The sequence below is a fragment of the Saccharospirillum sp. HFRX-2 genome (genome assembly GCF_043196805.1).
Lineage (GTDB): Bacteria > Pseudomonadota > Gammaproteobacteria > Pseudomonadales > Natronospirillaceae > Saccharospirillum.
Genome location: NZ_JBEBMU010000001.1, coordinates 1,166,187 through 1,189,783, shown reverse-complemented (window position 1 = coordinate 1,189,783; position 23,597 = coordinate 1,166,187). Strand labels below are relative to the sequence as shown.

The 23,597-nt window shown below is 54.5% G+C and carries 28 protein-coding genes; 22 read left to right on the top strand and 6 right to left on the bottom strand.

Annotation, left to right across the window (positions count from 1 at the left end; all coding sequences use genetic code 11):
• Nucleotides 1-10: 10 nt before the first annotated feature.
• From ABMA60_RS05555 to ABMA60_RS05495, 13 genes are all read left to right on the top strand, one after another.
• Nucleotides 11-643 (top strand): DUF1877 family protein, encoded by a 633-nt coding sequence (locus ABMA60_RS05555; RefSeq protein ID WP_392799898.1) that lies wholly within the window; start codon nucleotides 11-13, stop codon nucleotides 641-643.
• A gap of 103 nt (nucleotides 644-746) precedes the next feature.
• Nucleotides 747-1,142 carry a hypothetical protein gene (locus tag ABMA60_RS05550; protein WP_392799896.1) on the top strand — a complete coding sequence of 132 codons (396 nt, stop codon included), beginning with the start codon at nucleotides 747-749 and terminating at the stop codon, nucleotides 1,140-1,142.
• A 163-nt stretch (nucleotides 1,143-1,305) separates the two neighbouring features.
• Nucleotides 1,306-1,743, top strand: a complete 438-nt coding sequence (locus tag ABMA60_RS05545; protein WP_392799893.1) for a T6SS immunity protein Tdi1 domain-containing protein — start codon at nucleotides 1,306-1,308, stop codon at nucleotides 1,741-1,743.
• Nucleotides 1,740-2,762 (top strand): hypothetical protein, encoded by a 1,023-nt coding sequence (locus tag ABMA60_RS05540; protein WP_392799890.1) that lies wholly within the window; start codon nucleotides 1,740-1,742, stop codon nucleotides 2,760-2,762. The genes ABMA60_RS05545 and ABMA60_RS05540 overlap by 4 nt, the downstream gene beginning before the upstream one ends.
• A gap of 53 nt (nucleotides 2,763-2,815) precedes the next feature.
• Nucleotides 2,816-3,439, top strand: coding sequence for a DUF4272 domain-containing protein (locus tag ABMA60_RS05535; RefSeq protein WP_392799887.1), 624 nt, complete (start codon nucleotides 2,816-2,818; stop codon nucleotides 3,437-3,439).
• A 450-nt stretch (nucleotides 3,440-3,889) separates the two neighbouring features.
• Nucleotides 3,890-4,537: an acyl-CoA thioester hydrolase/BAAT C-terminal domain-containing protein gene (locus ABMA60_RS05530; protein WP_392799884.1), complete on the top strand. Its 648-nt coding sequence runs from the start codon at nucleotides 3,890-3,892 to the stop codon at nucleotides 4,535-4,537.
• 92 nt (nucleotides 4,538-4,629) lie between these two features.
• On the top strand, nucleotides 4,630-4,920 hold the full coding sequence (locus ABMA60_RS05525) for a putative quinol monooxygenase (RefSeq protein WP_392799881.1): 291 nt from the start codon (nucleotides 4,630-4,632) through the stop codon (nucleotides 4,918-4,920).
• Nucleotides 4,921-4,926: 6 nt separating this feature from the next.
• The gene (locus ABMA60_RS05520) at nucleotides 4,927-5,532 is read left to right on the top strand and encodes a trimeric intracellular cation channel family protein (RefSeq protein WP_392799878.1); all 606 of its coding nucleotides are present in this window, start codon (nucleotides 4,927-4,929) and stop codon (nucleotides 5,530-5,532) included.
• Between the two features lie 73 nt (nucleotides 5,533-5,605).
• On the top strand, nucleotides 5,606-5,959 hold the full coding sequence (locus tag ABMA60_RS05515) for a DUF2200 domain-containing protein (RefSeq protein WP_392799875.1): 354 nt from the start codon (nucleotides 5,606-5,608) through the stop codon (nucleotides 5,957-5,959).
• Between the two features lie 11 nt (nucleotides 5,960-5,970).
• Nucleotides 5,971-6,267, top strand: coding sequence for a DUF4180 domain-containing protein (locus ABMA60_RS05510; protein ID WP_392799872.1), 297 nt, complete (start codon nucleotides 5,971-5,973; stop codon nucleotides 6,265-6,267).
• A gap of 97 nt (nucleotides 6,268-6,364) precedes the next feature.
• Nucleotides 6,365-7,246 carry a response regulator transcription factor gene (locus ABMA60_RS05505; RefSeq protein ID WP_392799868.1) on the top strand — a complete coding sequence of 294 codons (882 nt, stop codon included), beginning with the start codon at nucleotides 6,365-6,367 and terminating at the stop codon, nucleotides 7,244-7,246.
• Between the two features lie 140 nt (nucleotides 7,247-7,386).
• On the top strand, nucleotides 7,387-9,078 hold the full coding sequence (locus ABMA60_RS05500; protein ID WP_392799865.1) for a serine hydrolase domain-containing protein: 1,692 nt from the start codon (nucleotides 7,387-7,389) through the stop codon (nucleotides 9,076-9,078).
• Nucleotides 9,079-9,198: 120 nt separating this feature from the next.
• Nucleotides 9,199-9,465: a YHYH domain-containing protein gene (locus ABMA60_RS05495; RefSeq protein ID WP_392799863.1), complete on the top strand. Its 267-nt coding sequence runs from the start codon at nucleotides 9,199-9,201 to the stop codon at nucleotides 9,463-9,465.
• Between the two features lie 25 nt (nucleotides 9,466-9,490).
• Here ABMA60_RS05495 and ABMA60_RS05490 read toward each other — a convergent pair whose 3' ends face one another.
• The 5 genes from ABMA60_RS05490 to ABMA60_RS05470 form a co-directional block, all read right to left on the bottom strand.
• Nucleotides 9,491-10,768, bottom strand: coding sequence for an MFS transporter (locus ABMA60_RS05490; RefSeq protein WP_392799860.1), 1,278 nt, complete (start codon nucleotides 10,766-10,768; stop codon nucleotides 9,491-9,493).
• A 107-nt stretch (nucleotides 10,769-10,875) separates the two neighbouring features.
• Complete coding sequence (locus ABMA60_RS05485) at nucleotides 10,876-12,120, bottom strand: DUF3524 domain-containing protein (protein WP_392799858.1); 1,245 nt, start codon at nucleotides 12,118-12,120, stop codon at nucleotides 10,876-10,878.
• On the bottom strand, nucleotides 12,107-12,730 hold the full coding sequence (locus tag ABMA60_RS05480; protein ID WP_392799855.1) for a flavin prenyltransferase UbiX: 624 nt from the start codon (nucleotides 12,728-12,730) through the stop codon (nucleotides 12,107-12,109). Before ABMA60_RS05480 ends, ABMA60_RS05485 begins: the two co-directional genes overlap by 14 nt.
• Nucleotides 12,727-13,599 carry an acyl-CoA thioesterase domain-containing protein gene (locus tag ABMA60_RS05475; protein WP_392799851.1) on the bottom strand — a complete coding sequence of 291 codons (873 nt, stop codon included), beginning with the start codon at nucleotides 13,597-13,599 and terminating at the stop codon, nucleotides 12,727-12,729. The genes ABMA60_RS05480 and ABMA60_RS05475 overlap by 4 nt, the downstream gene beginning before the upstream one ends.
• 121 nt (nucleotides 13,600-13,720) lie before the next feature.
• Complete coding sequence (locus tag ABMA60_RS05470) at nucleotides 13,721-14,311, bottom strand: alpha-ketoglutarate-dependent dioxygenase AlkB family protein (protein WP_392799848.1); 591 nt, start codon at nucleotides 14,309-14,311, stop codon at nucleotides 13,721-13,723.
• 4 nt (nucleotides 14,312-14,315) lie between these two features.
• On the opposite strand from ABMA60_RS05470, the gene ABMA60_RS05465 reads away from it, so the two are divergent.
• Entirely contained in the window at nucleotides 14,316-14,639 is a 324-nt protein-coding gene (locus ABMA60_RS05465; RefSeq protein WP_392799846.1) for a hypothetical protein, read from the top strand.
• A 7-nt stretch (nucleotides 14,640-14,646) separates the two neighbouring features.
• On the opposite strand, the gene ABMA60_RS05460 is transcribed toward ABMA60_RS05465, so the two are convergent.
• Nucleotides 14,647-15,267: a DUF305 domain-containing protein gene (locus ABMA60_RS05460; protein ID WP_392799842.1), complete on the bottom strand. Its 621-nt coding sequence runs from the start codon at nucleotides 15,265-15,267 to the stop codon at nucleotides 14,647-14,649.
• A 253-nt stretch (nucleotides 15,268-15,520) separates the two neighbouring features.
• Between ABMA60_RS05460 and ugpB the strand changes: the two genes are divergently transcribed.
• The 8 genes from ugpB to ABMA60_RS05420 all read left to right on the top strand — a co-directional run bounded on the left by ugpB (nucleotide 15,521) and on the right by ABMA60_RS05420 (nucleotide 23,597).
• Nucleotides 15,521-16,819 carry a sn-glycerol-3-phosphate ABC transporter substrate-binding protein UgpB gene (gene ugpB, locus ABMA60_RS05455; protein ID WP_392799839.1) on the top strand — a complete coding sequence of 433 codons (1,299 nt, stop codon included), beginning with the start codon at nucleotides 15,521-15,523 and terminating at the stop codon, nucleotides 16,817-16,819.
• A 99-nt stretch (nucleotides 16,820-16,918) separates the two neighbouring features.
• The gene (ugpA, locus tag ABMA60_RS05450; RefSeq protein ID WP_392799837.1) at nucleotides 16,919-17,800 is read left to right on the top strand and encodes a sn-glycerol-3-phosphate ABC transporter permease UgpA; all 882 of its coding nucleotides are present in this window, start codon (nucleotides 16,919-16,921) and stop codon (nucleotides 17,798-17,800) included.
• The gene (gene ugpE, locus ABMA60_RS05445) at nucleotides 17,800-18,648 is read left to right on the top strand and encodes a sn-glycerol-3-phosphate ABC transporter permease UgpE (protein ID WP_392799834.1); all 849 of its coding nucleotides are present in this window, start codon (nucleotides 17,800-17,802) and stop codon (nucleotides 18,646-18,648) included. Before ugpA ends, ugpE begins: the two co-directional genes overlap by 1 nt.
• Before the next feature lie 9 nt (nucleotides 18,649-18,657).
• Complete coding sequence (locus ABMA60_RS05440; protein ID WP_392799832.1) at nucleotides 18,658-19,728, top strand: ABC transporter ATP-binding protein; 1,071 nt, start codon at nucleotides 18,658-18,660, stop codon at nucleotides 19,726-19,728.
• Nucleotides 19,725-20,450, top strand: coding sequence for a glycerophosphodiester phosphodiesterase family protein (locus ABMA60_RS05435; RefSeq protein WP_392799829.1), 726 nt, complete (start codon nucleotides 19,725-19,727; stop codon nucleotides 20,448-20,450). The genes ABMA60_RS05440 and ABMA60_RS05435 overlap by 4 nt, the downstream gene beginning before the upstream one ends.
• Nucleotides 20,447-21,202 (top strand): DeoR/GlpR family DNA-binding transcription regulator, encoded by a 756-nt coding sequence (locus tag ABMA60_RS05430; RefSeq protein WP_392799826.1) that lies wholly within the window; start codon nucleotides 20,447-20,449, stop codon nucleotides 21,200-21,202. The genes ABMA60_RS05435 and ABMA60_RS05430 overlap by 4 nt, the downstream gene beginning before the upstream one ends.
• An 8-nt stretch (nucleotides 21,203-21,210) precedes the next feature.
• Complete coding sequence (locus ABMA60_RS05425) at nucleotides 21,211-21,993, top strand: HAD-IIB family hydrolase (RefSeq protein WP_392799823.1); 783 nt, start codon at nucleotides 21,211-21,213, stop codon at nucleotides 21,991-21,993.
• A complete protein-coding gene (locus ABMA60_RS05420; protein WP_392799820.1) occupies nucleotides 21,990-23,597 on the top strand; it encodes a Na/Pi cotransporter family protein in 1,608 nt (535 codons plus the stop codon). Before ABMA60_RS05425 ends, ABMA60_RS05420 begins: the two co-directional genes overlap by 4 nt.

Genomic DNA, 23,597 nt, shown 5'->3' with positions numbered 1-23,597 from the left:
AGGATCAAGAATGAGCATCATCGCAAACTACGCAAGAATAAAAGAGGCTGATTTCGAAAAGTTCGCCTTAGATCAGGAAAAACTTTTTTCTGAAAGTGCCGAGTTTATCGACATTGATCGCTCGTGGGATCCGTTGAGCTGGATACTGTCTGAACGCAAGCGTGCGGAGCACGCATACAACCAGTTAGTAATGCACTCCATTATGAGTGAAAGGAATCAGGGAAAGACAAAGAAACCTACTTTACTTAAACGTATCTTTAAAAAAGATCCAGAAGAGGAAAGCTTCAGGTTTTTGAAGCAGGAACAACAAAAATTAGATGAATTTCAACCTGAAGTAATATTGGTTGGTATTGAAGGTCGTGGATCAAACAAAGAGCCAAGAATTGATTTCGGCTATGGAGAATCATGCATATTCAAAAGTGAAGAGCTTGCAAGTATAGCTGCATCATTCAATGAATGCACTCGCCTTGAAAGAAAGCCCGATTTCGAGAAAATGGATTCAGAAGATGTTTTTCCTAGCCATTGGCGCGAAGAAGGTGACGATATATTTGAAAATTATATTGTTGCAAACTTCAACAAGCTAAAGCAATTCTACAATAATGCGCATCGCGAAAATCAAATTGTCATAATGTGGTATTCGTAAATGCATAACAAGGCCAAGCAGCAACAGCCTAGCAAGCTGGGCTTGGACCTCCCTTCGGTCGGCCGCTGTTGGCGGCGTTAGTTCTCAAAAGGAGTTACGAACATTGGAGTTTAAATTTTCATCAAATATAGCCCGGGTGGTTTTGTGGTGTGTATTGATACTGGTTTTACTTGTTGACGCCTACAGTGTATGGGTTATTTACAGCGCGCAAGTAAATGTACCCCTTTTCACGAAGGTACTGGTCTCACTGGGAATCTTATTAAAATTGGCCATTTTCTACTGTCTGCTAGGAAGCAAAGGGCCAATTAAGGGGCTGACGTATACATGGGGCGGGTTATTTGTGGTTTCTGGTAGTACTGGTTTGCTGTCGTTTGTTTTGTCAGAAAAAATTGAGCCAGTGCAGGCGTATTTTGATAAAACTCTATTTTTAGCAGCCGGCATAGCGTTGATTTTTATTGCCAGCAAGTACGTTTTATATCCCAAAGAAAAAGAAAACTAGCTTGCGAGAACACCCAACTTAGTAGCTATAGGAAGCCATCCTTTGATAGCCATTAGCAATACAAGGTAGTAGTCCAGAAAGATCAAAAAGGGCTTTATCTCGGGCCTCTTTCGATGGGTGTCTCGTTTACTCAGTAGTGCGCAATAACTAAGGTCGATTGCAAATGAGCTTAATACAAACCATCAAAGAAGCCTGGGGCTGGATTGGTATCGATCCCGATAAGGTCGTTAGTCAAAACGAGTTCGGCAATCTGATCATCAAAGACACCGCTGGGAAATATTGGCGGCTTTGCCCGGAGGACCTCTACTGCAGCGTTATTGCGGATAACCGGGAAGAACTGGATAAGCTAACGACCGACCATGAATTCGTACACGACTGGTTTATGCAGACTTTGGTCGATCAGGCACACCATAAGCTGGGGCCATTAAATGAAGATGAAAAATATTACCTGGTGATACCAGGGCCTTTGGGTGGTGCTTACGCCGCATCCAATATCCAAAAACTGCCCCTCCACCAGCTTGTTGGACTGTCGGGTGATATAGCGCAGCAAATAGAAAATCTGCCGGATGGTGCAAAGATACAACTCAAAGTTGATGATTGACCAAGCCTAGCCACCTTAAAGCCATGAAAAAAAACCTATTAAGCGCCGTAGAAGACTTGGCGATTGCGGTAAACACCAATCGTAGGTTAAGCAACGCCGAGCAAGCGGTTATTGAAGCGACAAGCAACCTGCCCTCAGCCAGCTTCGGCTACTGGATCAAAAGCATGCGGGCCCGGTTTAACAATTTCATCTGGACGCCACCGTCTAACCTCGACAGAGCGGCCAGCTACACGGCTAACCGCCCAACTTGGCTGGAGTTGCTCTGTCGCGATGGTTATCGACGCGAACAAACCTTACGCGCACTCACTGGCCCTGCACCTAACGCTCTCTTGTTAACGCTGGCCATTCGTATGTTCAACGACGGCGTTCCTCAAATTCGAGACGCCGCCAGAATGCAAGTGCCGCTCATCATTGCACACTCCAATATTGAATGTGTCACCGAGGCAATCTGTCAGGTCTTAATACACTGGAGAACATGGGGCAGAATTACAGAGTTAGAGCGTCAGGTTTTGCTCAATACGGTCAGTCAAGAACCTCTGGCCGGTGCACTAATAAGGAAGCTGATGACAACAGCTGCCGGCCCGATGCCTAGCCTTTTTTCACAGCTCGGCCGAACGTCAATGCTGGACCAGAGCCTTGAAGACATGGCTCAGCAGGCTGTACAACCGGCGATAAGAGCGAAGGCCTACCGAAGCTTGCTTGAAGGACGTATCACCTGGGTAGAAAAGAGAGAATGGCAGGTGGTCGACCGCACTTCGGGCAAGAGAGAACCGGTGACCGTTATTGGTGAGCGAACATTTCAGGTGAGCTCGGACTACTGGGAGTTACTGGAGCAATCATCAACAGATACCTCGTCCGTCGTCAGGAGAGTCGCTGCGGGAGTGCTGATTAAAAATTTGACGAAGATCGGTGCTAAAGCCATACCACTAGCCAGTCAATTTGCAGCCGACAAGTCGACAGCCGTCTCTGAGCGAGGCGAGTTTGCCTTGGGGAAATTGCGCCAAATGGAGTGGTTCTGAAAGTCACACAACCGTAAATAGAAACTGCCACCAACAGCTGTAGAGTAACTTTAATGGACACCAATGATCTAAAAATAAAATCGGAAACCTACCTCACTTCATTGGGTATCCAGGTTCCTTCTCACCTGCCAAAAATAGAAAGCCTTGATGACGTAAACCCCAAGACGGCAACACAGATTGCTAGCCGACTCTGTGCACTGACTTATGTCATCGGTATGGGATTTGGAGCAAAGCACAATGATCTGCTTGATGATCTGCAAGCCTATAATCTGATGGACTTTGTCAGCCCTAAAGAACAGCAGCTTTTGAGTCAAGAGAGCTTAACTGAACAACAAAGAATCAACATGGCGTGGCAAGTCGAATGTGCTCAGGCACTGGCATGGTGCATCGGGGTTGTTGGGTTCGATCACTTCAAACCCTGCGATAGTGACTTAGCACAGAAAATACCCTTTAAAACATCGCCAGAGCCTTTTATTCAGCACGCTGAGCGACGATCCATCGACGCCATTCAGGAACAATCCGATCTACTTTATCGGATGCACTGGTACGTCAGAAACTGCCGGCTCAGCGGTCAAGAATCCTTACTAAACGAAAGCGTGATAACCGAACGCAGAAAGGCGATTGACTGGGCATACGGCGTTGCTGAAGATTGGGACAATGTTCCTATGGATACTTGAGAAGCACAGTATCCCAAGGGAAACATATCCATATTTTTTTCTACGGAAGCAAACAGCAAACCCATCGTCGCGGCTTCAATTCTAGTCGGATGATAAAGGAATAATCATAGACATACTCTTTCAAGAGTTAAGATCGTATCTGGTGATCTCTTCAAGCAAAGCCCACAATGGATATCACAACCAAAGAACTTAATTGATCGCAGTAAAATAAAAAGCCAAACAAACACCGCTGAATTTCAACAAGTCATGAACAACCCAAAGCCTCAGATCTATACATTGCTCAGTTTTTTCATTCTGTCCACCTGGGTCGGCCAGTCGGTAGCGGAAGAAACCGCTGTCGAGAATCAGATTACAACCATCCAAACCTCACAATTCACTGGCCTTTTGTTTCAACCTGCAAGTCTGCAACCATCGCCTGCGATAGTGGTACTGGGTGGTTCAGGTGGGCAGTTGAATACCGTCTATCCCGAAATACTGGCAGAACAGGGTTTTGTCGTGCTGGCCTTAGCTTACTTTAAGGCTCCGGGTTTACCTGCCACTTTGGATGAGGTGCCGGTGGAAACAGTGAGTCGGGCATTGGATTTCCTGGAACAGCATCCTGAGGTGGATCAGCGTGGGGGCTTTGGTGTTTTGGGTGTGTCGCGCGGTAGCGAACTGGCTTTACTGGCTGGTGCTTATGATCAGCGAATCCGGGCGGTCGCGGCTATTGTTCCTTCATCGGTGGCCTGGCATGGCCAGACCGGCCCTGCGGCCTGGACAGTGGATGCGCAACCCGTAAACAGCCTGAGTTTTGCCAGGCGCTCTGAGCAACCCATTCTGATTCGGGCGCAACAGGCGTTGAGCACCGCACCAGCCGATCGAGCGCAACTGCCGGTAGAGCGAATCGGCGGGCCATTGTTGTTAATATCAGCGAGTCAGGACCACATCTGGCCGTCAACAGCCATGGCCCGGGAATTGGTTGAGCGTTTGGAAATTCACGACTTTGCCTATCCAGTGAATCATCTGATACTGGCGGATGATCACAGCCTTAATCAGCGCAGTGTTGAACAAATCAAACAACCGTTGATTGAATTGTTTTCGGTGTTGTCCGCTAATTGATCCTTGGCGGGCAAGGCCAGTGTTAATGAATTGGCTGTTATCGCAATCGGCTGTATACAGGCTAAGAACAAACAGCAGACAGGAGAACATCCATGTACGGATTGATTGGCAAAATCAGAGCCGTGGCGGGGCAAAGGGACGCTCTGGTCGACATTCTTGTGCGCGGCGTGTCCGGTATGCCTGGCTGCTTGAGCTACGTGGTTGCTCAGGACCCGACCGATACGGATGCAATCTGGGTAACAGAGGTCTGGGATAGCCCGGATAGCCATAAGGCATCGTTGTCACTGCCCGCTGTTCAAGATGCAATCGCGCGCGGCAGACCACTGATTGCCGGCTTCGATCAGCATATAGAAACAGTGCCAATCGGCGGTCAGGGTCTTTAAATCGCCATGCTGCTCTACTACCTGGATTTAGCCGGCGTCGCCGTCTTTGCCACCAGTGGTGTACTGGCCGCACGGGATCGCGATCTGGATGTTCTCGGCGTTATAGTGATCGCCACCATCACCGCCATTGGTGGCGGTACGCTGCGCGATCTGCTGCTGAATCGGCATCCAATTTTCTGGGTCACCGACAGTTGGTATCTGGTCGTTATTATCACAGCGGCGGTGCTGACGTTGGTCTATCTGCGCTTTAAAGAGGTTCCCGGCCCGGCCTTTTTGGTGGCCGATGCCTTCGGTCTGGCGCTGTTCGCTCTCTCCGGTGCCCAGTACGCCCAGCAAGGCGGTTACGATCCGCTGATTGTGATTCTGATGGGCACCATGACCGGCGTTACCGGCGGCATTATTCGCGATGTGATTACCGCCAAGGTACCACTGGTGTTGCGGCGCGAAATCTACGCCACAGCAGCCATTGCCGGTATCGCTCTTTATCTGCTGTTACAGGCGTTGGGCGTTGCTCAGACACTGGCATTCTGGATCGGCATCTTGGTTATTGTCGGGCTGCGTTTATTAGCCTTGCGCTGGAATCTTCACCTGCCGGTGTTGTACAAACCCTGAGTCTATTTATTGCACAGCAGGCAGAGTTACACTGCTCGCTGAGTTAAATTTCGGACCATAAAAGGAAGTTGAGATGTCGGGGCACAAAGTCTTCACCATGCCTGTTGCCAAGGTCTATCCGCTCTACATCCAAAAAGCGGAACGCAAAGGCCGCACCCAGGCCGAGGTCGATGAAATCATTTGTTGGCTGACCGGTTATGACCAGGTCAGCTTGAAACAGCAGATCGATCAACAAACCGATTTCGACACCTTCTTCGCCCAAGCGCCTGCCATGAATCCCAACACGGCCTTGATCAAAGGTGTGGTTTGCGGCATTCGGGTGGAAGAAGTCGAAGATCCATTGATGCAAAAAATCCGCTGGCTCGACAAGCTGATCGACGAACTTGCCAAGGGCAAGGCGATGGCGAAGATTCTCCGGCAACCCTGAAGGTATCCACCATGACCAATCAAGCCACTGTCGTTGCTGATTTACTCAGTCATGCCATGGAACGCGGTTATCTACTGCTTGACGAAGCAGAGTTACCCGCGGATTTTTTTAAACTAAACACGGGCCTGGCCGGTGACCTGTTGCAGAAATTCGTCAACTACCAGCTACCGCTGGCGATCGTGGTGCAGGACGCCACCCTGTACGGCGATCGCTTCAACGAACTGGTACGCGAACACCGCGGCCATTCCAGGGTGCGTTTCTTTGCCGACCAGGAGTCCGCCGCAAGCTGGTTGTCGGCACAACGCTAGGGAACCTCTGAACATTTCCCCGAGGCTTCCCGGTCAAATTGCCCCGGCCGCCAATCCCTGCTACAAAAGCGCCTCTCCTTGTTAATCAGCCCAAACCATGCCAGTACCCTTCGATTTCCTGCTGCAGTTCTTCGCTTTCTCGGCCGGCGCCGGCATTGTGCTGGTTTATGCCTATTGGCATCGAGTTGCACCCGATGCGCGCTTGCGCTGGGCGTTGCTGGTGCTGGTCTGCGCGGTCGTCAATTATCTGCTCGGGCTCTATGCTTTCGTGCTCGATGATGACCTGACCGTCAATGCCGCCAGCTATGTGCATTTTGTCTTGCAGAGCCTCACGTTGATGGGTCTGCTGTTGGGCACGCAGCAGCTGTTGCGTCTGCTCGGCGCGCAGCCTGCGGTATGGCTGAGCAGCGCGATCTGGCTCAGCCTGGTGGCGATGGCCGTGCTCAATATGGTGGCGCGAGCGCTGAACAGTCTGGCGCTGCAGGCCCTGGCCAGCGCCTGTTTCGTACTGACCGGTGTGCTGTTGCTGGTGCAATTCTGGCGTTTTGCGCCGCAGCAGCCGTCGGGCAAGCGCATTCGTCGCCTGGCGCTGTTTGGTCTGGCACTCTTGTTACCCGCCTTTGTCTTGCAATTGATTCTGCCCGAGCGCTGGCTGGTGGTGCATCCGGTGGATGCGATGGCTTATCTCTATGTTATGGGTTGCGCGCTGTGGATAGCGCTTGATGGTTTGGGTGCCAACAAAAACCGGGTCGATAGCCAGGGCGAACGGCTTGCCTTGAGTACGGTCCAACAGCACTTCGACCTCACCGAACGCGAGTTCCAGGTGCTGCGTTTGCTGGTGCAGGCCAAGCCGTACAAGACCATTGCCGATGAACTGTCGATCTCTGCGCACACCGTGAAAACCCATGCCTCGAACGTGTACCGCAAAACCGGCACCCAGCGAAAATCGGAACTCAAACACCGCTTCAGCGACGACTGAGCGGCCGCCTCACCCGAATCTCACCCTTTTATCACCGCTATATCGCCCGTTTGCACCCTGCTTTTTAGACCAGGTCCGAGCTTCAATAGTTATCGCCTGAGCCAAGACTCAGCTTCGACTCATTGAACAAGGACATTGCTATGAAACTCTGGTTAACACTCATTATTACCCTGGCGATGGCCGTCGCTGCGGGTCTGATCAGCGGCTGCCAGCCCGATGCTGAAAAAGCCCGGGCGGTGGAAGCGCTGATCGAAGCGCGCCTGGAAGAAACCCAGATAACCGGCCTTGCCGCCGCTGTTATCTATCAAGGGCAAACGCTCAGTGCGCGCGGTTATGGTCTTGCCGATAAGGCGAATGATACCGCTGTTAGCGCCGACACCCGTTTCCAGATCGGCTCGACCACCAAGTTGTTTACCGCCCTGGCGGTCATGCAGTTGGTCGAAAGCGGACAGATCCAACTCGATGACGACATCCGCACCTATCTGCCACAGTTCAATCCCAAGGCTCTGAACAGCGATGCGCTAACGGTCACGGTACGCGATCTGCTGACGCACCACTCCGGCATTCCCAGCGCCTACCTGCGTTCGTTCATCATGGCTGAGCCTGACGCTGAATTGTTTATGCAAACCTCAAGCTGGCTGTCGGACACCTACCTCGTCTGGGAACATCAGCAGGTGTTCGCTTACTGCAATGTGTGCTTCTCTTTGATGGGCGAGCTGGTGGCCACGGTGAGCCAGCAAAGTTATGCCGACTATATTGAGCAGCATATTTTTGCACCGCTGGAGCTAGATGAAAGCCTCGTCTTTGGTGTGCCCGGTGTGACAGAAAATACCTCCCTGGGTTACCACGCGGGCGAGCCGGCCGATCCGTTGTTGATCAAAGACGTGCCGGCGGGCAGTTTCTTAATGTCCGCCAACGATATGGCCAAGTTTGCGCTGGCACTGGTGCGCACCCAGCACGGTTATCCAGCCAATGACTGGCTGCAGACCGACACCCTCGACGCCATGCTCAAACAGCAATTCCCCGGCTTGCCAATGAATGCAGACTTTAAAATCGGTCTGGGTTTCTGGCTGAATGATCATCACGGTCGCACTCAGGTCGGTCATGGTGGCACCGTGCCGCCGTTTTATTCCGAGCTGAAAATTCTGCCCGAATCTGGCACCGCGGTTTTTATTGCCGCCAACGATACGCTGGGCAATAACGCTGTGCTGGATGAACTGGCGGCCGACATCTTTGATCTGCTGTTACCGCCAATTGAGAACCCGGAAACTCCGGCTATCAATACCGCGACTATTAGCAATGGCGACTACAACCTGGGCGGTTTCGGGCTGGTCTCTATTAACGGCGAAGCAGATAACCGCCAACTGGCATTACCCGGTATGGGCAGTTTCTCACTGACACCTAACAACAACGGCTGGTATGCGGCGGACCTGGATATGGAGCTGCGTCCCTATACAGGGTCGGCAACCGAAACGCCGCTACCGATTGCCTTTCACGGTTACCTCAACGGCTATCTGTTAGGACCAGCGACAGCGCTTGAAACCCACAACACCAGCGAGCACTACCAAGCCTGGCTGGGGCACTATGAGTCGGACGATCTGGTTGAGAGTGCACAGTTGTACTACGACGAAGAACGCCGCAGCTATCGACTGGATGTCAGCCTGGGTGTGCTCGGAGATGGTCTGGCGGTCACCCTGAAACCGATCAACGACCAGTTGATGCAGGTGCAAGGTTATGGCCGTAATGTCGGCAACGTGATTCAGCTGGATCGGGAAAATGGCGAACCCATTATTCGCTATTCCGGTATTACATTCCGACACAAAACCGACTGAGTAAAACGCTCAGTTTCCAACTCTGCCCGCCGCTAACCTGATGTTGCACTGACATCGGCGGCGGGTGCTTTCCTGCTCAGGCTATGTCAGTACAGACAGCCTGATCAGGAGGGCACGCGGATGAAATACATTCAGCAATTGATGGCGCTGTGTTTCGCGCTGGCCATCACCAGCTTCGCCTTGGGTCATTCCGGCGGCACTAATGCCCAGGGTTGCCACACCAACCACCGCACCGGCGACTACCACTGCCACACCCCCAAAACGCCACCCGCAAACAGCGTGCTTTATTGTCACCAGATAAACGGCGAATCCCGCTGCGGTTATGCGTTGAGCACCTGCAATAATCTGGTCGCCCAGTACGGTGGGCGTTGTGTCAGGCAGCAATAACGACTCGTGAAAATAGAGCGCGCTGTCACTGTGCCTGCTCTTCTTCCGCGTCCGCTTCGCGTTCGGCTTCGGCGTGTTCTGCTGCCCAGACACCCGCTGCTTCGACCGCGACCGGAGAGGCCGTTGGCACCACGCCCAAATAATGTTCGCTGTCATCGACATTAACCACTTCACGCAACGTCATGCGGTAGAGGGCGTAAAGCGCAATCATTAGGAAGGTCACCGCCAAGGTCGGCCAAAAACCGGTCGGCCCTAACCATTGCATAGCGCCACCGGTTAACGGCGGTCCGGCGATGGCACCCAGACCAAAGATAAACACCAAACCACCGGAAGCGGCTGGCATGTCTTCAGTCGACAACGAATCGTTGGTATAGGCCAAAAACAACGAATACAGCGGCGTCGTCACGCCACCGCCGAAGAAGGCCGCCAGCACCCACAGCCAGAAATAGCCACTGGCCATCCAACCGAGCAAACAGGACACAGCGCCGAGGGCGGCGGCACCGAAAATCACCTTGCGGCGATCGATCCGATCCGACAACCAGCCGATGGGATATTGCAGCACCACTGAGCCGGCAAAGAGGCTGGCCACAAACAGCGCAATCTGACTCGTACTCAGCCCGACCTTAGTGCCAAAGACCGCGCCCATACCGGCCTGGGAGGCGTAGACACCACCCAGCAAAAAGATACCCACACTGCTTAACGGCGAGCTGATCAGCAAATCCCATAAGCGCATCGGGCGAGCCACCCTAATCGATGGCGCCTGGGTCGCCGACAGCAAAATAGGCGCAAAGGAAATGGAGACCAGAATCGAGGCACCGATAAACAACACCGAAGTGGCCGCGTCGCCCAGCGTCAATAAACCCTGAGCACCAATGATGCCCAGCGTCTGAGCGATCATATAGGCCGACAAAACCTTGCCCCGGGTTTCGTTGGTGGACGCATCGTTCAGCCAGCTTTCAGCGGTGACATAAATGCCCGACATGCAAAAGCCGACCATAATCCGCAGCGGCGACCAGGACCACGGCTCGGCCAACAAGGGAAAAGCAATCAAACCCGCCGACATAAAACTGCCCAGAGCGGCAAACACCCGCACATGGCCAACGCGTCGAATCAACAGCGGCGTAAAGCGCGCGCCGGATAAAAAGCCGACGTAATAGCAGGAGGTCACCACCGCCAGTTCAACGGCAGAGAAACCTTCGATATCGCCGCGCAGACCAATCAGCGTGAAGTGCATGCCGTTGCCGAGCATGATCAGCAGTATCCCCAACAACAATGGCCAGACGCGAGTAACAACGCTGATCACCACACACCTCCGCAGCAGCAGGACTGTAACTGCCGCGCAGCATGGCACAGAACACTCAGCAATGAAGCGGTGATGACGCCGGTTTTATGCTCTTTTACGACACCGGTTTAGACAGCTGCAAGCCGCTCTATGATTTGGCGGTAACCGGTTTGCAATTCAGACCATGAAAGCGGCAATGGATGCTGCCTGGTCGACTGGCCCAAGCAGTTGGAAAGAGTAGCTGCCAACTCGGTTTCTTCCTCTGAAGCGTCTTGCTCATTGCCATCAAAGAAAACGGCTGCAGGCAAGCATTCCGGATAAGCCTGACGCCTTGGCACAATGCAGGTCGCCCCGGCTTGCGCCAGTTCGAGCATCGCCAAGCCCTGAAAATCGTGCAACGAAGTAGAGACGCCAATCCCCGCGCGGCCAAGCCAGTATTCGTACTCCGATTCACTGGCCTCGCCCCAATGAACAACCTGCTCGTTCAACAGCTGTCGTTCTTGTGCATACACCTCGCCACGACCACCGCCACTGCCGAGCATCGCTAAGCGAAAATCAGCGTTGTTCTGTTTCAGTTTTATCAGCGCATTCAAAAACCGTTGCGGCTGTTTATCCCATTCCCAACGGTGGTTCCAAACAATTAAACGAGAGTCTTTTTCCTGCTCGCGTAACACACTAAAACGATCGCTTAGTGGCACCGCCAGAACATCGCTGCGCTGCTTTAATTTTGTTAACGGATCACCCGGAATTATTTCGGGAAATTTCTTCAACAGTTTTTCAGCACCGGCAAAAAATGTATCGCGATTAAAGTGCGTGTTAAAACTGATCCAGTCGGCACAGAACGCATTTTCCAGGCTTTTAAATTGCCAGGCAGTTTGGTGCGCAGCCTGCTGCTGATTCGACAACGGATGAGCAAATTGATTTTCGTGAAAATACAACCACAGAGGCACATCACGCAGCGCCGGGCATTGCGCTTTTAAGGTCACGACTTGCGTTAGGCTGGTGGCGATAATGAGGTCGTAGGATTGCTGAAAAGCAGCGTCATCGCCGAGCGCCCACAACCAGCCCGAAGCTTCGATACGCCAACTGAAATGACGCGCCGGCTGGCTGCGCAGGGTCCAGTTATGTTCCAGGAAGGCTGCCATCAGGCCTTCACACCAGTAACGGTGGCTGGCCGAATGATAGGCGCTGAGCAGCAGGATGTTCATAAGGCGGTGGGCTTTTGGGTTGGTGGTTTTAGTTGATGGTTGGGTGAGATCCCGGATAGCGCCTACGGCACTTCCGGGATGACAATTTTTTAAGTTGCCGCACTTCCGGGATGACGTTGTTTTAGTGGCGGATTGGCCAGGATCAGTGCCGTTAGTCGGCGCCACCCTTGGCATCATCCACGCCCCAGGGCGCTAATAAATCCTGTTTGAAACCGGCACATTTCAGAATGCGGGCGACCACAAAATCAACCATATCTTCAAGCGTTTTTGGCTGATGATAAAAGCCCGGGCTGGCCGGTAAAATAACTGCGCCGGCGCGTTTCAGGGTGAGCATATTTTGCAGGTGAATTTCGTTATACGGCGTTTCGCGCGGCACCAGAATCAGGGTGCCGCTTTCTTTCAAGATGACATCGGCGCCACGCTCGATCAGGTTATCGCACTGACCGGTGGCAATGGCGGCCAAAGTACCGGTGGAACAGGGGCAGACGATCATCGTATCCGGCGCGCCCGAGCCGCTGGCAACCGGACTCATCCAGTCTTCGCGACCGGCGATGATCAGCTTGCCGCCCTCGCCCAGACGCGCGCGCAAATGATCGTGTAATTTGTCGTGATTGGCCGGCCAGGGTTCGCCAGTTTCCACCGCCGCCACCATCAACGCAGCCTTGGACACCAACAGATGCACTTCGCAGTCGGCAGCCAGTAAAAATCGCAACAGCCGTTCGGCATAAGGCGCACCCGAGGCGCCGGTAATGGCCAGCGTAATACGTCGGCTCATGCCTCTTCTCCGTGATAGCGGATCATGCCTTCCTGGGCGGTGCTGGCGACCAGCCGACCGTTGCTATCGAAAATCTGGCCGCGCACATAACCACGGGCACCGTTCGCGCTGGGGCTGTCGGCGACGTACAGCAACCAATCGTCGAGTTTGAACGGACGATGAAACCAGATGGCGTGATCGAGCGAGGCAATGGTTAACCCCGGTTTCATTAATGAAATACCGTGCGGCATCAGCGCGGTTTCCAAAAAGCCGTAATCGCTGGTGTAGGCGAGCATCGATTGATGCACCAGCGGGTCTTCCGGCAGCGGCCCGTTGGAGCGGATCCACATATGTCGCTTGGCAATACCCAGGCGCGGCCGGAACGGATTTTGTGCTTCAACAATGCGGCATTCGATGGGCCGTTCGGCGGTGAACAGATCGCGCACCCGCGCCGGAATTTCCTCGGCATGATCGCGATAGAGTTTGGCTTCCGGTTCCAGCCCTTCCGGTCCAGGCACATTGGGCATGGCGTCCTGATGTTCCAGGCCCTCTTCTGCTTTTTGGAAAGAGGCCGTCATCGCCAGAATGGGTTTATCAAACTGGCTGGCAATCACTCGGCGCACACTGAATGAACGTCCATCACGCACCGCTTCGACGGTGTATTCGATGGGTGTATTAACATCACCAGGGCGCAAAAAATAGGAATGCAGGGAGTGCGGCATGCGCGCGCTGTCGAGCGTCTGAATGGCGGCTGATAATCCTTGACCGATAACCTGACCGCCAAACACCTTGGGATAACCCAAATCCTGCGATAGACCGCGATAACGTTGCTCGCCAATCTGCTCCAGCTTCAACAACTCAATCAAGCCTTCAACGACCGCTTTGGCCATCTGTGGTTCTCCTCTTACTTCTGCGAGTGCTTCCGCTCGTCGGGGCGGATCGATTCTTTCAGTGGCTCAGTATATCAACTGAGCGGTCCGGGCGTGGCAACCAGGACGAAACCTCGGCTATTCATAACTTTGCAGCAAAGATAACGCGCCGGAAGGTCAAACTCAGCCTCGCCTCGGCACGGGCACGCTTGGGAACGCAGTGCTGCCAGTGATGTTGCAAGGCGCCATCCATTAACAATAAATCGCCTTCGCCGAGTGCAACGCTGAGCGTCTGGCGGTGATCGCTGTTGCGACGCAGACGAAAATCGCGCCGGGCGCCGAGCGACACACTGGCCACCGGCGGGTTCACACCTAACTCCGCTTCGTTGTCGGCGTGCCAGCCCATGCGGTCGTCACCATTGCGATACCAGTTGGCGAGCACGGCATTGAAGGCCACTTCGGTTGTGTCGCAGACAGCGTCTACCAAGGGTTTAACAACCTCCGGCCAGCCCTCGGCGACCAGCGTCTGGCCACTGTAGCGGTAGCGTACACCGGGCGCACCAAACCAGCTTTCCAGCCGAGGCGTAACGTGTTCACGGCCATAAACCCGCACCTCGCCCTGGCGCCAGCTTAATTGCTGTTGCAATCGCTGCTGCCAGGACTCGGCGTCGGCGCACCAATTCCGGTACACTTGCAGCCGTCCGCTGTCATCATCGAATAAGGTTTCACCCATCACTATGGCTACCTCCGCTGCAAGCGCCCAACAATGGCTGAACGAACAAAAACCCGATCGCGCGGCGATTGAAGACGTGGTCGGGAAATTGGAAAAACGCATCGAACAACTGTCTGAAGAAGACCCGGCGCTGGCTGGCTCGGTCGATGCGCTGGTGTTGTTGCAAGATCATCTGGAGCAACTGGACGCCCCAGCTGCCGACAGCGATGCGCCAGCGGCCAATCTGGACACCTCCGAACTGATCCCCGACGCCGATCCGATACAGCTGGAAGAAGATGTGAAACGCCGCACCTTCGATGAGCTGAAAAATCGCTTCAAGGATTTATAAGCCAGTCTTACTGGCTGCTTTCCAGCTCACGCGTTTGCATCCAGTTGCGCAGCTCGGCGATGTCACGGTTGGCTTCACGCACCACATCGCCGGCCAGAATTCGCAGTTGCGCATCGACGCTGTGGTTGAGTATCACTTGCCCCAGACTCACCACCAGTTCGTGGTGCCAAACCATGGCATGGGCGAAGACGGTTTCGGCATCGCCTTCCACCTGAAACTCACCACGGTCATCCGCAAATTGATCGAGTACCGTCTGGTAGGTTTGGCGAATAAGTTGCGCATCATCGTCCGGGTTGGCTTCGTCGTAACGTCCCAGCCAGGTGTCAAAGGCTTCGATCTCGTCACGGTGTTTTTTAACAATCAACTCAGCCACTCGGCCCAGTCGTTCATTGTCGGTTTTATCGAGCATCAATTCGGCCATCTGCACGCCGGCACTTTGGTGGGCCACCATCAATTGAGAGAAATCGAAATCGACATCACCGCTTAACGTCACCTCAAATACCGCACTCATCAACTCAGTGCGCGCCTGCTGTAACGACACCTCAGCCGACTCTTCTGCCCCGACGGGTGCCATTATCAAAACACAGCCCATCAGCAGCGATACCAAAGACCCCATAACTGCTTTCATGCTTCTCTCCTGAACCCTTACCGCTTAAGCCGGACATTGTACCGGATGAACCACCGGGTTCCGATGCGCCACTGACCGCAAAAATGTTCGATCGAACACATAAAAGCGCAATGGAACTGTCAACGCCCTGCAATAGAAGCCACCTAAGGTGGGCTGCGAATTCAATGAGCGACGCCCAGGCATTGCTGGCACCTCAGGCATTGCCGGGATTCGTTCGAACAATAAGCAGCCAACTGAAAGGATGTAACACCTCATGAAGAAGACGCTTCTTGCACTGACTGTCGCGGCGGGCATCAGCCAGGTTCAGGCCGCCACCGAAATCAATTTCTGGCACGCCATGGGCGGCGCTCTGGGTGAAAAAGTTGACGCCATGGTCGCCGACTTTAACGCCTCCCAAGACGACGTTGTGGTCAACGCCAGCTATCGCGGCAACTACAGCGAAACCATGACCGGCGCCATCGCCGCTTTCCGCTCGGGCGAGCAACCGGACATCGTTCAGGTTTACGAAGTCGGCACCGCCACCATGATGGCTGCTGAAGGCGCGGTTTATCCGGTGTACCAGTTGATGGAAGAGTACAGTGATGGTTTCGATCAAAGCGCCTATCTGAGCACCGTGACCGGCTACTACGCCGATGAAAACGGCAACATGCTGTCGATGCCGTTTAACTCCTCAACGCCGGTGCTGTACTACAACAAAGCCGCCTTCGAAGCTGCGGGTCTGCCCGACCGTGGTCCGAAAACCTGGGAAGAAATGGATGAATTTGGTCAGGCTATTCTGGAGGCCGGTTACGACTGTGGTTTCACCACCGCCTGGCAATCCTGGATTCATCTGGAAAACCTGTCGGCGCGCCATAACGTGCCCTTCGCCACCAACGACAATGGCTTTGGCGGCCTGGATACCGAGGTGGTGTTCAACAGCGAATTGCAGATCGCCCACATTGAGCAGATGGCGCAATGGCATGACAGCGGCATCTTCAGTTATTCCGGTCGTACCAGCGAAGGCGCTTCGCGCTTCTACAGCGGCGAGTGCGCCATGTACACCGAATCTTCTGCCGGCTACGCCGGGGTACGCGCCAACACCGATTTCGAATTCGGCGTCAGCCAGTTGCCCTACTGGGAAAGCCAGATTGATCAGCCGCAAAACACCATTATCGGTGGCGCCACCCTGTGGACCTTGCGCGGTCAGGACGAAAACCACTACCCGGCCGTTGCCCGCTTCTTCGAATACCTGTCGCAGCCGGAAGTTCAGGCCGACTGGCACCAGTTCTCCGGTTATCTGCCCATTACTTATGCCGCGGTTGAACTGACCAAAGAACAGGGTTTCTACGCCAACAATCCCGGCACCGATGTGGCCATCAACCAGATGACTTCGGTGGCACCGACCGCCAACTCCCGCGGTTTGCGTCTGGGCAACTTCCCGCAGATTCGCGGCATCATCGACGAAGCGCTGGAATCCGTCTGGAACGGTGACGCCAGCGCCGAGCGTGCGCTGAATCGCGCCGCCCGTCGCAGCAACGAACAACTGCGTCGTTTCGAACGCGCCAACCGCTAAAAAGTGGGCTCATCAGGCGATGCCATCATCGCCTGATTTCACACACGGCCGGGCGTCCGGTCGTGTCTTTTTGATTGGGTTTCAAGCCGGGTTTCACCCATGCATGACAAGACCGTTTTCCAGCATCGATTGCTGCCTTATTTTTTGGTCGCGCCGCAATTGATCATCACCCTGGTGTTTTTTATCTGGCCGGCTGGCCAGGCCTTGTATCAATCCTTTTTAGTCGAAGACGCCTTTGGTTTCAGTACCGAATTCGTCTGGTTCGAGAATTTTATTTATCTGCTCACCGACCCCGAATACTGGACCTCCATTCGCGTCACCGCCCTGTTCAGTTTCTGGGTGGCCTTTATCGGTATGGCACTGGCGTTATTGCTGGCAACGATGGCCGATAAAGTCATTCGTGGCTCACGCCTTTACCAGACTCTGTTGATCTGGCCGTACGCCGTCGCACCCGTAGTTGCCGCCGTTTTATGGTTGATGTTATTCAGCCCCAGCATCGGGGTCATTCCATCCTGGCTGAGCAAAATCGGCTACCACTGGAATCATCTGGCGAACTCCGTTGAGGCCAATATCCTGGTTATTGTTGCCTCGGTCTGGAAGCAGATCAGCTACAACTTCATTTTCTTTGTTGCCGGCCTACAGGCTATTCCGCGTTCACTTATTGAAGCGGCCGCCATCGACGGCGCGCGCCCGTTCCGACGCTTCTGGCAAATCGTTTTTCCACTGCTGTCACCGACCGCTTTTTTTCTGCTGGTGGTGAATGTGGTCTACGCCTTTTTTGAAACCTTCGGTGTCATTCACGCCACGACGCAAGGCGGTCCGGGTAACTCCACCAAGACGCTGGTTTACAAAGTTTTCGAGGACGGTTTTATCGGTCTGGACCTGGGTTCATCGTCGGCGCAGTCGGTGTTGCTGATGCTGATTGTCATCACCCTGACCGTGGTGCAGTTCCGTTACGTCGAGAAGAAGGTGCAATACTGATGGTTGAAAACAGACCCTGGCTGACGCTGACGCGTCATCTGCTCTTGCTGCTCGGCATTGCGGTTATCAGTCTGCCCATCTGGGTAGCGCTGGTGGCGGCCACCCATCCGAGCAGCGCCTTTGTGTCCGGTATTTTGCCGTTGTGGTTTGGTGATCAGGCCATTGCCAATTTAATGACTGTGCTGAGTAATGACGGCGGTTTGGGCGTCTCGGTATCGGCCACGCGCATGCTGTGGAACAGCTTTGTGATGGCCATGGTCATCGCCGTTGGCAAGATTGTGATTTCCATGATGTCGGCCTACGCCATTGTTTATTTCCGCTTTCCCGGTCGTCAGCTGTGTTTCTGGCTGATCTTTATTACGTTGATGTTGCCGGTCGAGGTGCGCATTCTGCCGACCTACGAAGTGGTCGCCAACTTAGGCCTGCTTAACAGCTACGCCGGTCTGACCATCCCGTTAATTGCCAGCGCCACCGCGACCTTTTTATTTCGGCAGTTTTTTATGTCGGTGCCCGATTCGCTGCTCGAAGCCGCACGCATCGATGGCGCCGGGCCGATCCGTTTTTTCAAAGACATCTTGCTGCCATTGTCGGCCAATAATATTGCTGCTCTGTTCGTGATTTTATTTATCTACGGCTGGAACCAGTATCTGTGGCCATTGCTGATTACTACCGACGATCAGTACTACACCATCGTCATGGCCATTAAACGCCTGATGACCTCCGACAACGGTTTGATTCCGTGGAACCTCATAATGACGACGACCATTCTGGCCATGTTGCCACCGGTAATCGTCGTACTGGCGATGCAAAAACTATTTGTGAAAGGCCTGATTGAACAGGAAAAGTAAGGGGATACTGTGGCCAGTTTAACGTTGACACATTTGCACAAAACATACCCGAACGGTTTTACCGCGGTGCACGATCTGAACCTCGATATTCAGGATGGTGAATTTCTGGTGTTGGTCGGGCCATCAGGCTGCGGCAAGTCGACCACCTTACGCATGGTCGCTGGGCTGGAAGCCATCAGCGCGGGTGATCTGCACATTGGTGAGAGCCGGGTAAACGACCTGGAACCGGCTGACCGCGACATCGCCATGGTGTTTCAGAATTACGCCCTCTATCCGCACATGACGGTGTTTAACAACATGGCGTACGGCCTGAAAAACCGTGGAGAATCGCGTGCTGACATCGACCGCAAAGTGCGCGCTGCCGCCCAGACGCTGGACATCGAACATCTGCTCGACGCCAAGCCCGCGCGTTTATCGGGCGGCCAGCGGCAGCGCGTTGCCATGGGTCGTGCCATCGTGCGTAATCCACAGGTGTTTTTATTCGACGAACCGCTGTCGAACCTCGATGCCAAGTTGCGCGTGCAGATGCGCATCGAGATCAAACGCCTGCAACAGCGCTTTGGCACCACCGCCATCTATGTCACTCACGATCAGGTGGAAGCCATGACGCTGGCCGATCGCCTGGTGGTGATGAACGGTGGCAAGGTGGAACAAGTCGGCCCGCCGATTGAGCTTTACGAGCAACCGGCCAGCCGTTTTGTGGCGGGTTTTATCGGTTCGCCGGCAATGAATTTTTTGACCGTCAGCCTGGAAAATCCGACCACGTTGGTGCTGCCCAATGGTCAACGATTGCAGCTGCCGCAGGCGGTTGATCACAGCGGTGAGGTCATCCTCGGCTTTCGTCCGGAACATCTGGAGAGCTGTTCGCCGGAGCAATCGGACTTTACACTGAGTGTTGAAATCATTGAGCCGCTCGGCGCCGATACCCTGCTGTACGGTAGCTTTCCTGACACCGATACCTTGGTGCTGGCAGAGCAGTCCGGCAAAGCCCGTTTTCACAGCGGCGAAGGTATTCCTTTGCGCTTTGACCGCCAGCGGCTACACCTGTTCGACCCACAAACGGAGCTCAGAATTGCATGATTGCCAGCCCCATTATCGGCCATCGCGGTTGCGCCCGACGCGCGCCTGAAAACACTCTCGGTGCCATGACCTTCAGTCGCGATGCGGGTCTGGACTGGGTAGAGATCGACGCCAATTTGCTCGGCGACGGCACTGCTGTGATGTTTCACGACAGCACACTCGACCGCCTGACACCGGCGCAAGGTAAGCTGGCCGATCAAAATTGGGCGGCGGTAAAAGATCTCGATGTTGGCAGCCACTTCAGCTCAGATTACCGCAGTGAGCGCTTACCCAGCCTGGAAGCGGCGCTGATTCATATTCGCGATCTGGGTCTGGGACTGAACCTGGAAATCAAGCACTATCCGGACTTCAGCATCGACGCCATTACGGATCGCTGCATCGAACTGCTCGACGCTCATTGGCAAGATTTTAACCGCCTGCTGATCACCAGTTTTAACGGCGAAATTTTGGAGCGGCTGCATCGCGCCCGACCGCAATGGCTGCGCGGTCATTTGTGGGTAACGCTGCCGGATAACTGGCAGGAAGTGGCGCGTATTCTCGAGTTGAGCAGCGTTAATCTGGACCATCATCAGCTGACCGAAGGTCAGGCTAAGGCCATTAAAGCCGCGGGTTATGATCTGTATTGTTACACCGTCAATGACGCCGCAGCCGCCGAGCGCCTGCTGCGCTGGGGCGTCGATGGCTTGATCACCGACGACCCGGCGCTGATCCAGCCGGCATGAAACTGAACCAACGGCAGAAGCACATTCTCGATTGGGTTCGCCGTGAAGAACACGTCCAGGTTGAAGCGCTGGCCGCCAACTTTAAGCTGACACCTCAGACCATCCGCCGCGACCTTACCCCACTGTGCGAAGCGGGTTTGTTGCGCCGGCGTTATGGTGGCGTGAGCCTGCCATCATCGAGCGTGAACCTCTCGTTCAGTTCACGCCAGGTGATGAACGCCCCGGCCAAGCGCGCCATCGCCAAAGCGCTGGCAGACCGACTGCCCGACGATGCCTCGCTGCATCTGGGCATCGGTACGACGATGGAGTTCGTCGCTCGCGCCTTGATGGGTCGGCCCTGTAAAGTCTTGACCAACAACCTGAAGGTGGCTTCGGTGTTGTGCGCCAGCGATAACACCGAGGTGATCGTTTCCGGCGGCCATTTACGGCACAATGATGACGATGTCGTGGGCGCGGCCACTACCGCCTTCTTTGCCGACTTTTGTGCCGACTATGGCATCATTGGCTGTGGCAGCCTGGACCCGAACCGCGGTGCCATGGATTTTGATCTACGCGAAGCCGAAGTCAGTCGCGCTATCATTGCCAATGCCAGACGCCGCGTCTTAATTGCCGATCACTCCAAGTGGGAACGCCAGGCACTGGCTCGAGTGGTCGACTTCGATCAGCTTGACCTGTTTATCACCGACCAACTCAGCAACGATTTGCGGCACCGACTGCCATCCACGCTGGATATTATCGAAACCGAGGCTTAACCGACGGCATGACCAACCTGGATTACTCGCCGCTGACACTGCTGCTGACCGATGTCGATGACACCCTGACCACCCAGGGTCGTCTGTCTGCTGAAACCTACCACGCCCTGTGCCAACTGGCCGATGCCGGTGTCTCGGTGATTCCCATTACCGGTGGCTGCGCCGGTTGGTGCGACATGATGCTGCGCACCTGGCCGGTCGCCGCGGTGATCGGTGAAGGCGGCGCCTTCTATGGCTTGCGCAGCGCCACTGGTTCGGTTGAATGGCAATTCTGGGACAGCGCTGAGCAGCATCGCAGTGATCAGGCCGCCATCTTACAAACGCTTAAAGAGATGCCACTGTCGTTCGACGTTGCGCTGGCCAAAGACCAGTCGCTGCGCTGGGTCGATGTCGCCATCGATTACCGCCAGGATGCGCACCTGACCAAAGCCCAGGCCGATCAACTATGCACCACCTTTATCGACGCGGGTTTCCAGGCCAAATGCAGCTCCATTCATATCAATGTCTGGCGTGGCGACTTTAATAAAGCCGCCATGGCCAAACGTTTATTGCGCGATGTCTTTAAACTCGATGAAGCCGCCGCCCAACAGCAGGTGCTGTTTATTGGCGACGCGCCCAACGACGAACCCATGTTCGAAGCTTTTCCCAACAGCGTCGGCGTTGCCAACATCGTGCCGCATCTGGCAACCATGACTCACCAACCCAAGCAGTTAACCCAGGGCAAAGCCGGGACTGGCTTTGTGGAAATGGCCAATGCCTGGCTGAGCAACCTGAGGGATCGTCAAGGATGATGGTATTAATTGAACTGGCCGGCGCGGTAGCGTTACTGCTGTGGGGCATTCGCATGGTGCAGACCGGCTTTGCCCGGCTGCTCGGCAACCGCCTGGAGCGGCTGCTGCGTCGCACCACCAGCAACAGAGGCAAGGCGTTTATCACCGGCGCGCTGACCGCTTTTATGCTGCAATCCTCCACCGCCGTGGTGTTGATGGTCGCCTCCTTCAGCGCCACCGGCATGCTCACCTTGATGGCCGCCTTGGGCACGGTGCTGGGCGCGGAATTCGGTGCCAGCCTGGCGGCGGTGCTGCTGAACATGGAGCTGAACAAGCTCGCCTTGCCGATCATTCTGATGGGCGTCATCAGTTTTAAACTCGATTATTCACGCGCCTGGAAACACAGCGGCCGCATTCTGATCGGTCTGGGTCTGGTGTTGCTGTCGCTCAATCTGATCGGCGATGTCACCTACTTGCTGCGTTCCAGTGATGTGTTTTTGCTGATCAGCAACAAGGTGGAAAGCGATGTGGCGCTGGCCATCACACTGATGGGACTGTTCACCTGGATGATCCATTCCACCCTGGCCGCAGTGTTGATCATCGCGCAGTTTGTCCAGGACGGCACCATCACCATGGATGCTGGTTTTTACCTCCTGCTCGGGGCCAACCTTGGCGGCGCCCTGCCTGCTCTGGTCAGCGGTTGGTCGTTGCAGGACTCCGGCCGTCAGGTGGTTCTGGGTAATCTGATTTTCCGTTTTGTTGCCGTGGCCCTGGGGTTACTGGCGATCATTTCCAGCGGTGATTTAATCCAGCAACTGCTACCCGAACGCGCCCTGGGCATCGTTATTGCGCACTCCGGATTAAACCTGCTCAACGGTTTGCTGCTGGTCGCCATTCTGCCCTTGCTGCTGCCGCTGTTTATGCCCGCACGCAATTCCAATGCTGCCGACAATGACTTGTCGCAGCAGCAGGATCGGCCGATTTATTTGTCCATCGATGACATCCGCAATCCCGGTCGGGCGTTGGCAAACGCGCGTAACGAAGCGCTACACATTGCCGAGCTGGTGTATCGCATGCTGAACAATGCGCTCGATGCTTTTGATGATCGCGATCTGGTGAAACAGATTTCCGATCTGGATGACGACATCGATGCACTGCACCGCGAAGCACTGAATTATGTGTTGTCGATTGAAGACAGCGGCCAGCAGCAACAGCACCGCGAACTGATCAGTTTTATGACCAACCTGGAGCACATCGGCGACATCATCGATGAAAGTCTGATGCATCTGGCGCGCCACAAAATTCGCGAAGGCGTGCACTTTGATGAAGACCAGACCAAGGTGGTCAATCATCTGCACGATCAGTTGGTGGATGCGTTCCGTTTGTCACAGGCAGTGTTCACCAGCGACAGCGCTGAGCTCGCGCAGGAACTGTTGGATGTGAAGCGTCAGTATCGCAGCGACATTCTGCAGGCCCGACAAAGCCATCTGGATGAACTGGGTGGCCACCATTCGGAAAACCTGCTGTCCACCCAGATATTTATTGATGTGCTGCGTGACTTGCAGCGTATCTGCTCACACCTGACGGCGGTGGCCTATCCGGTGCTGCAACGGCGTCGTGACTGA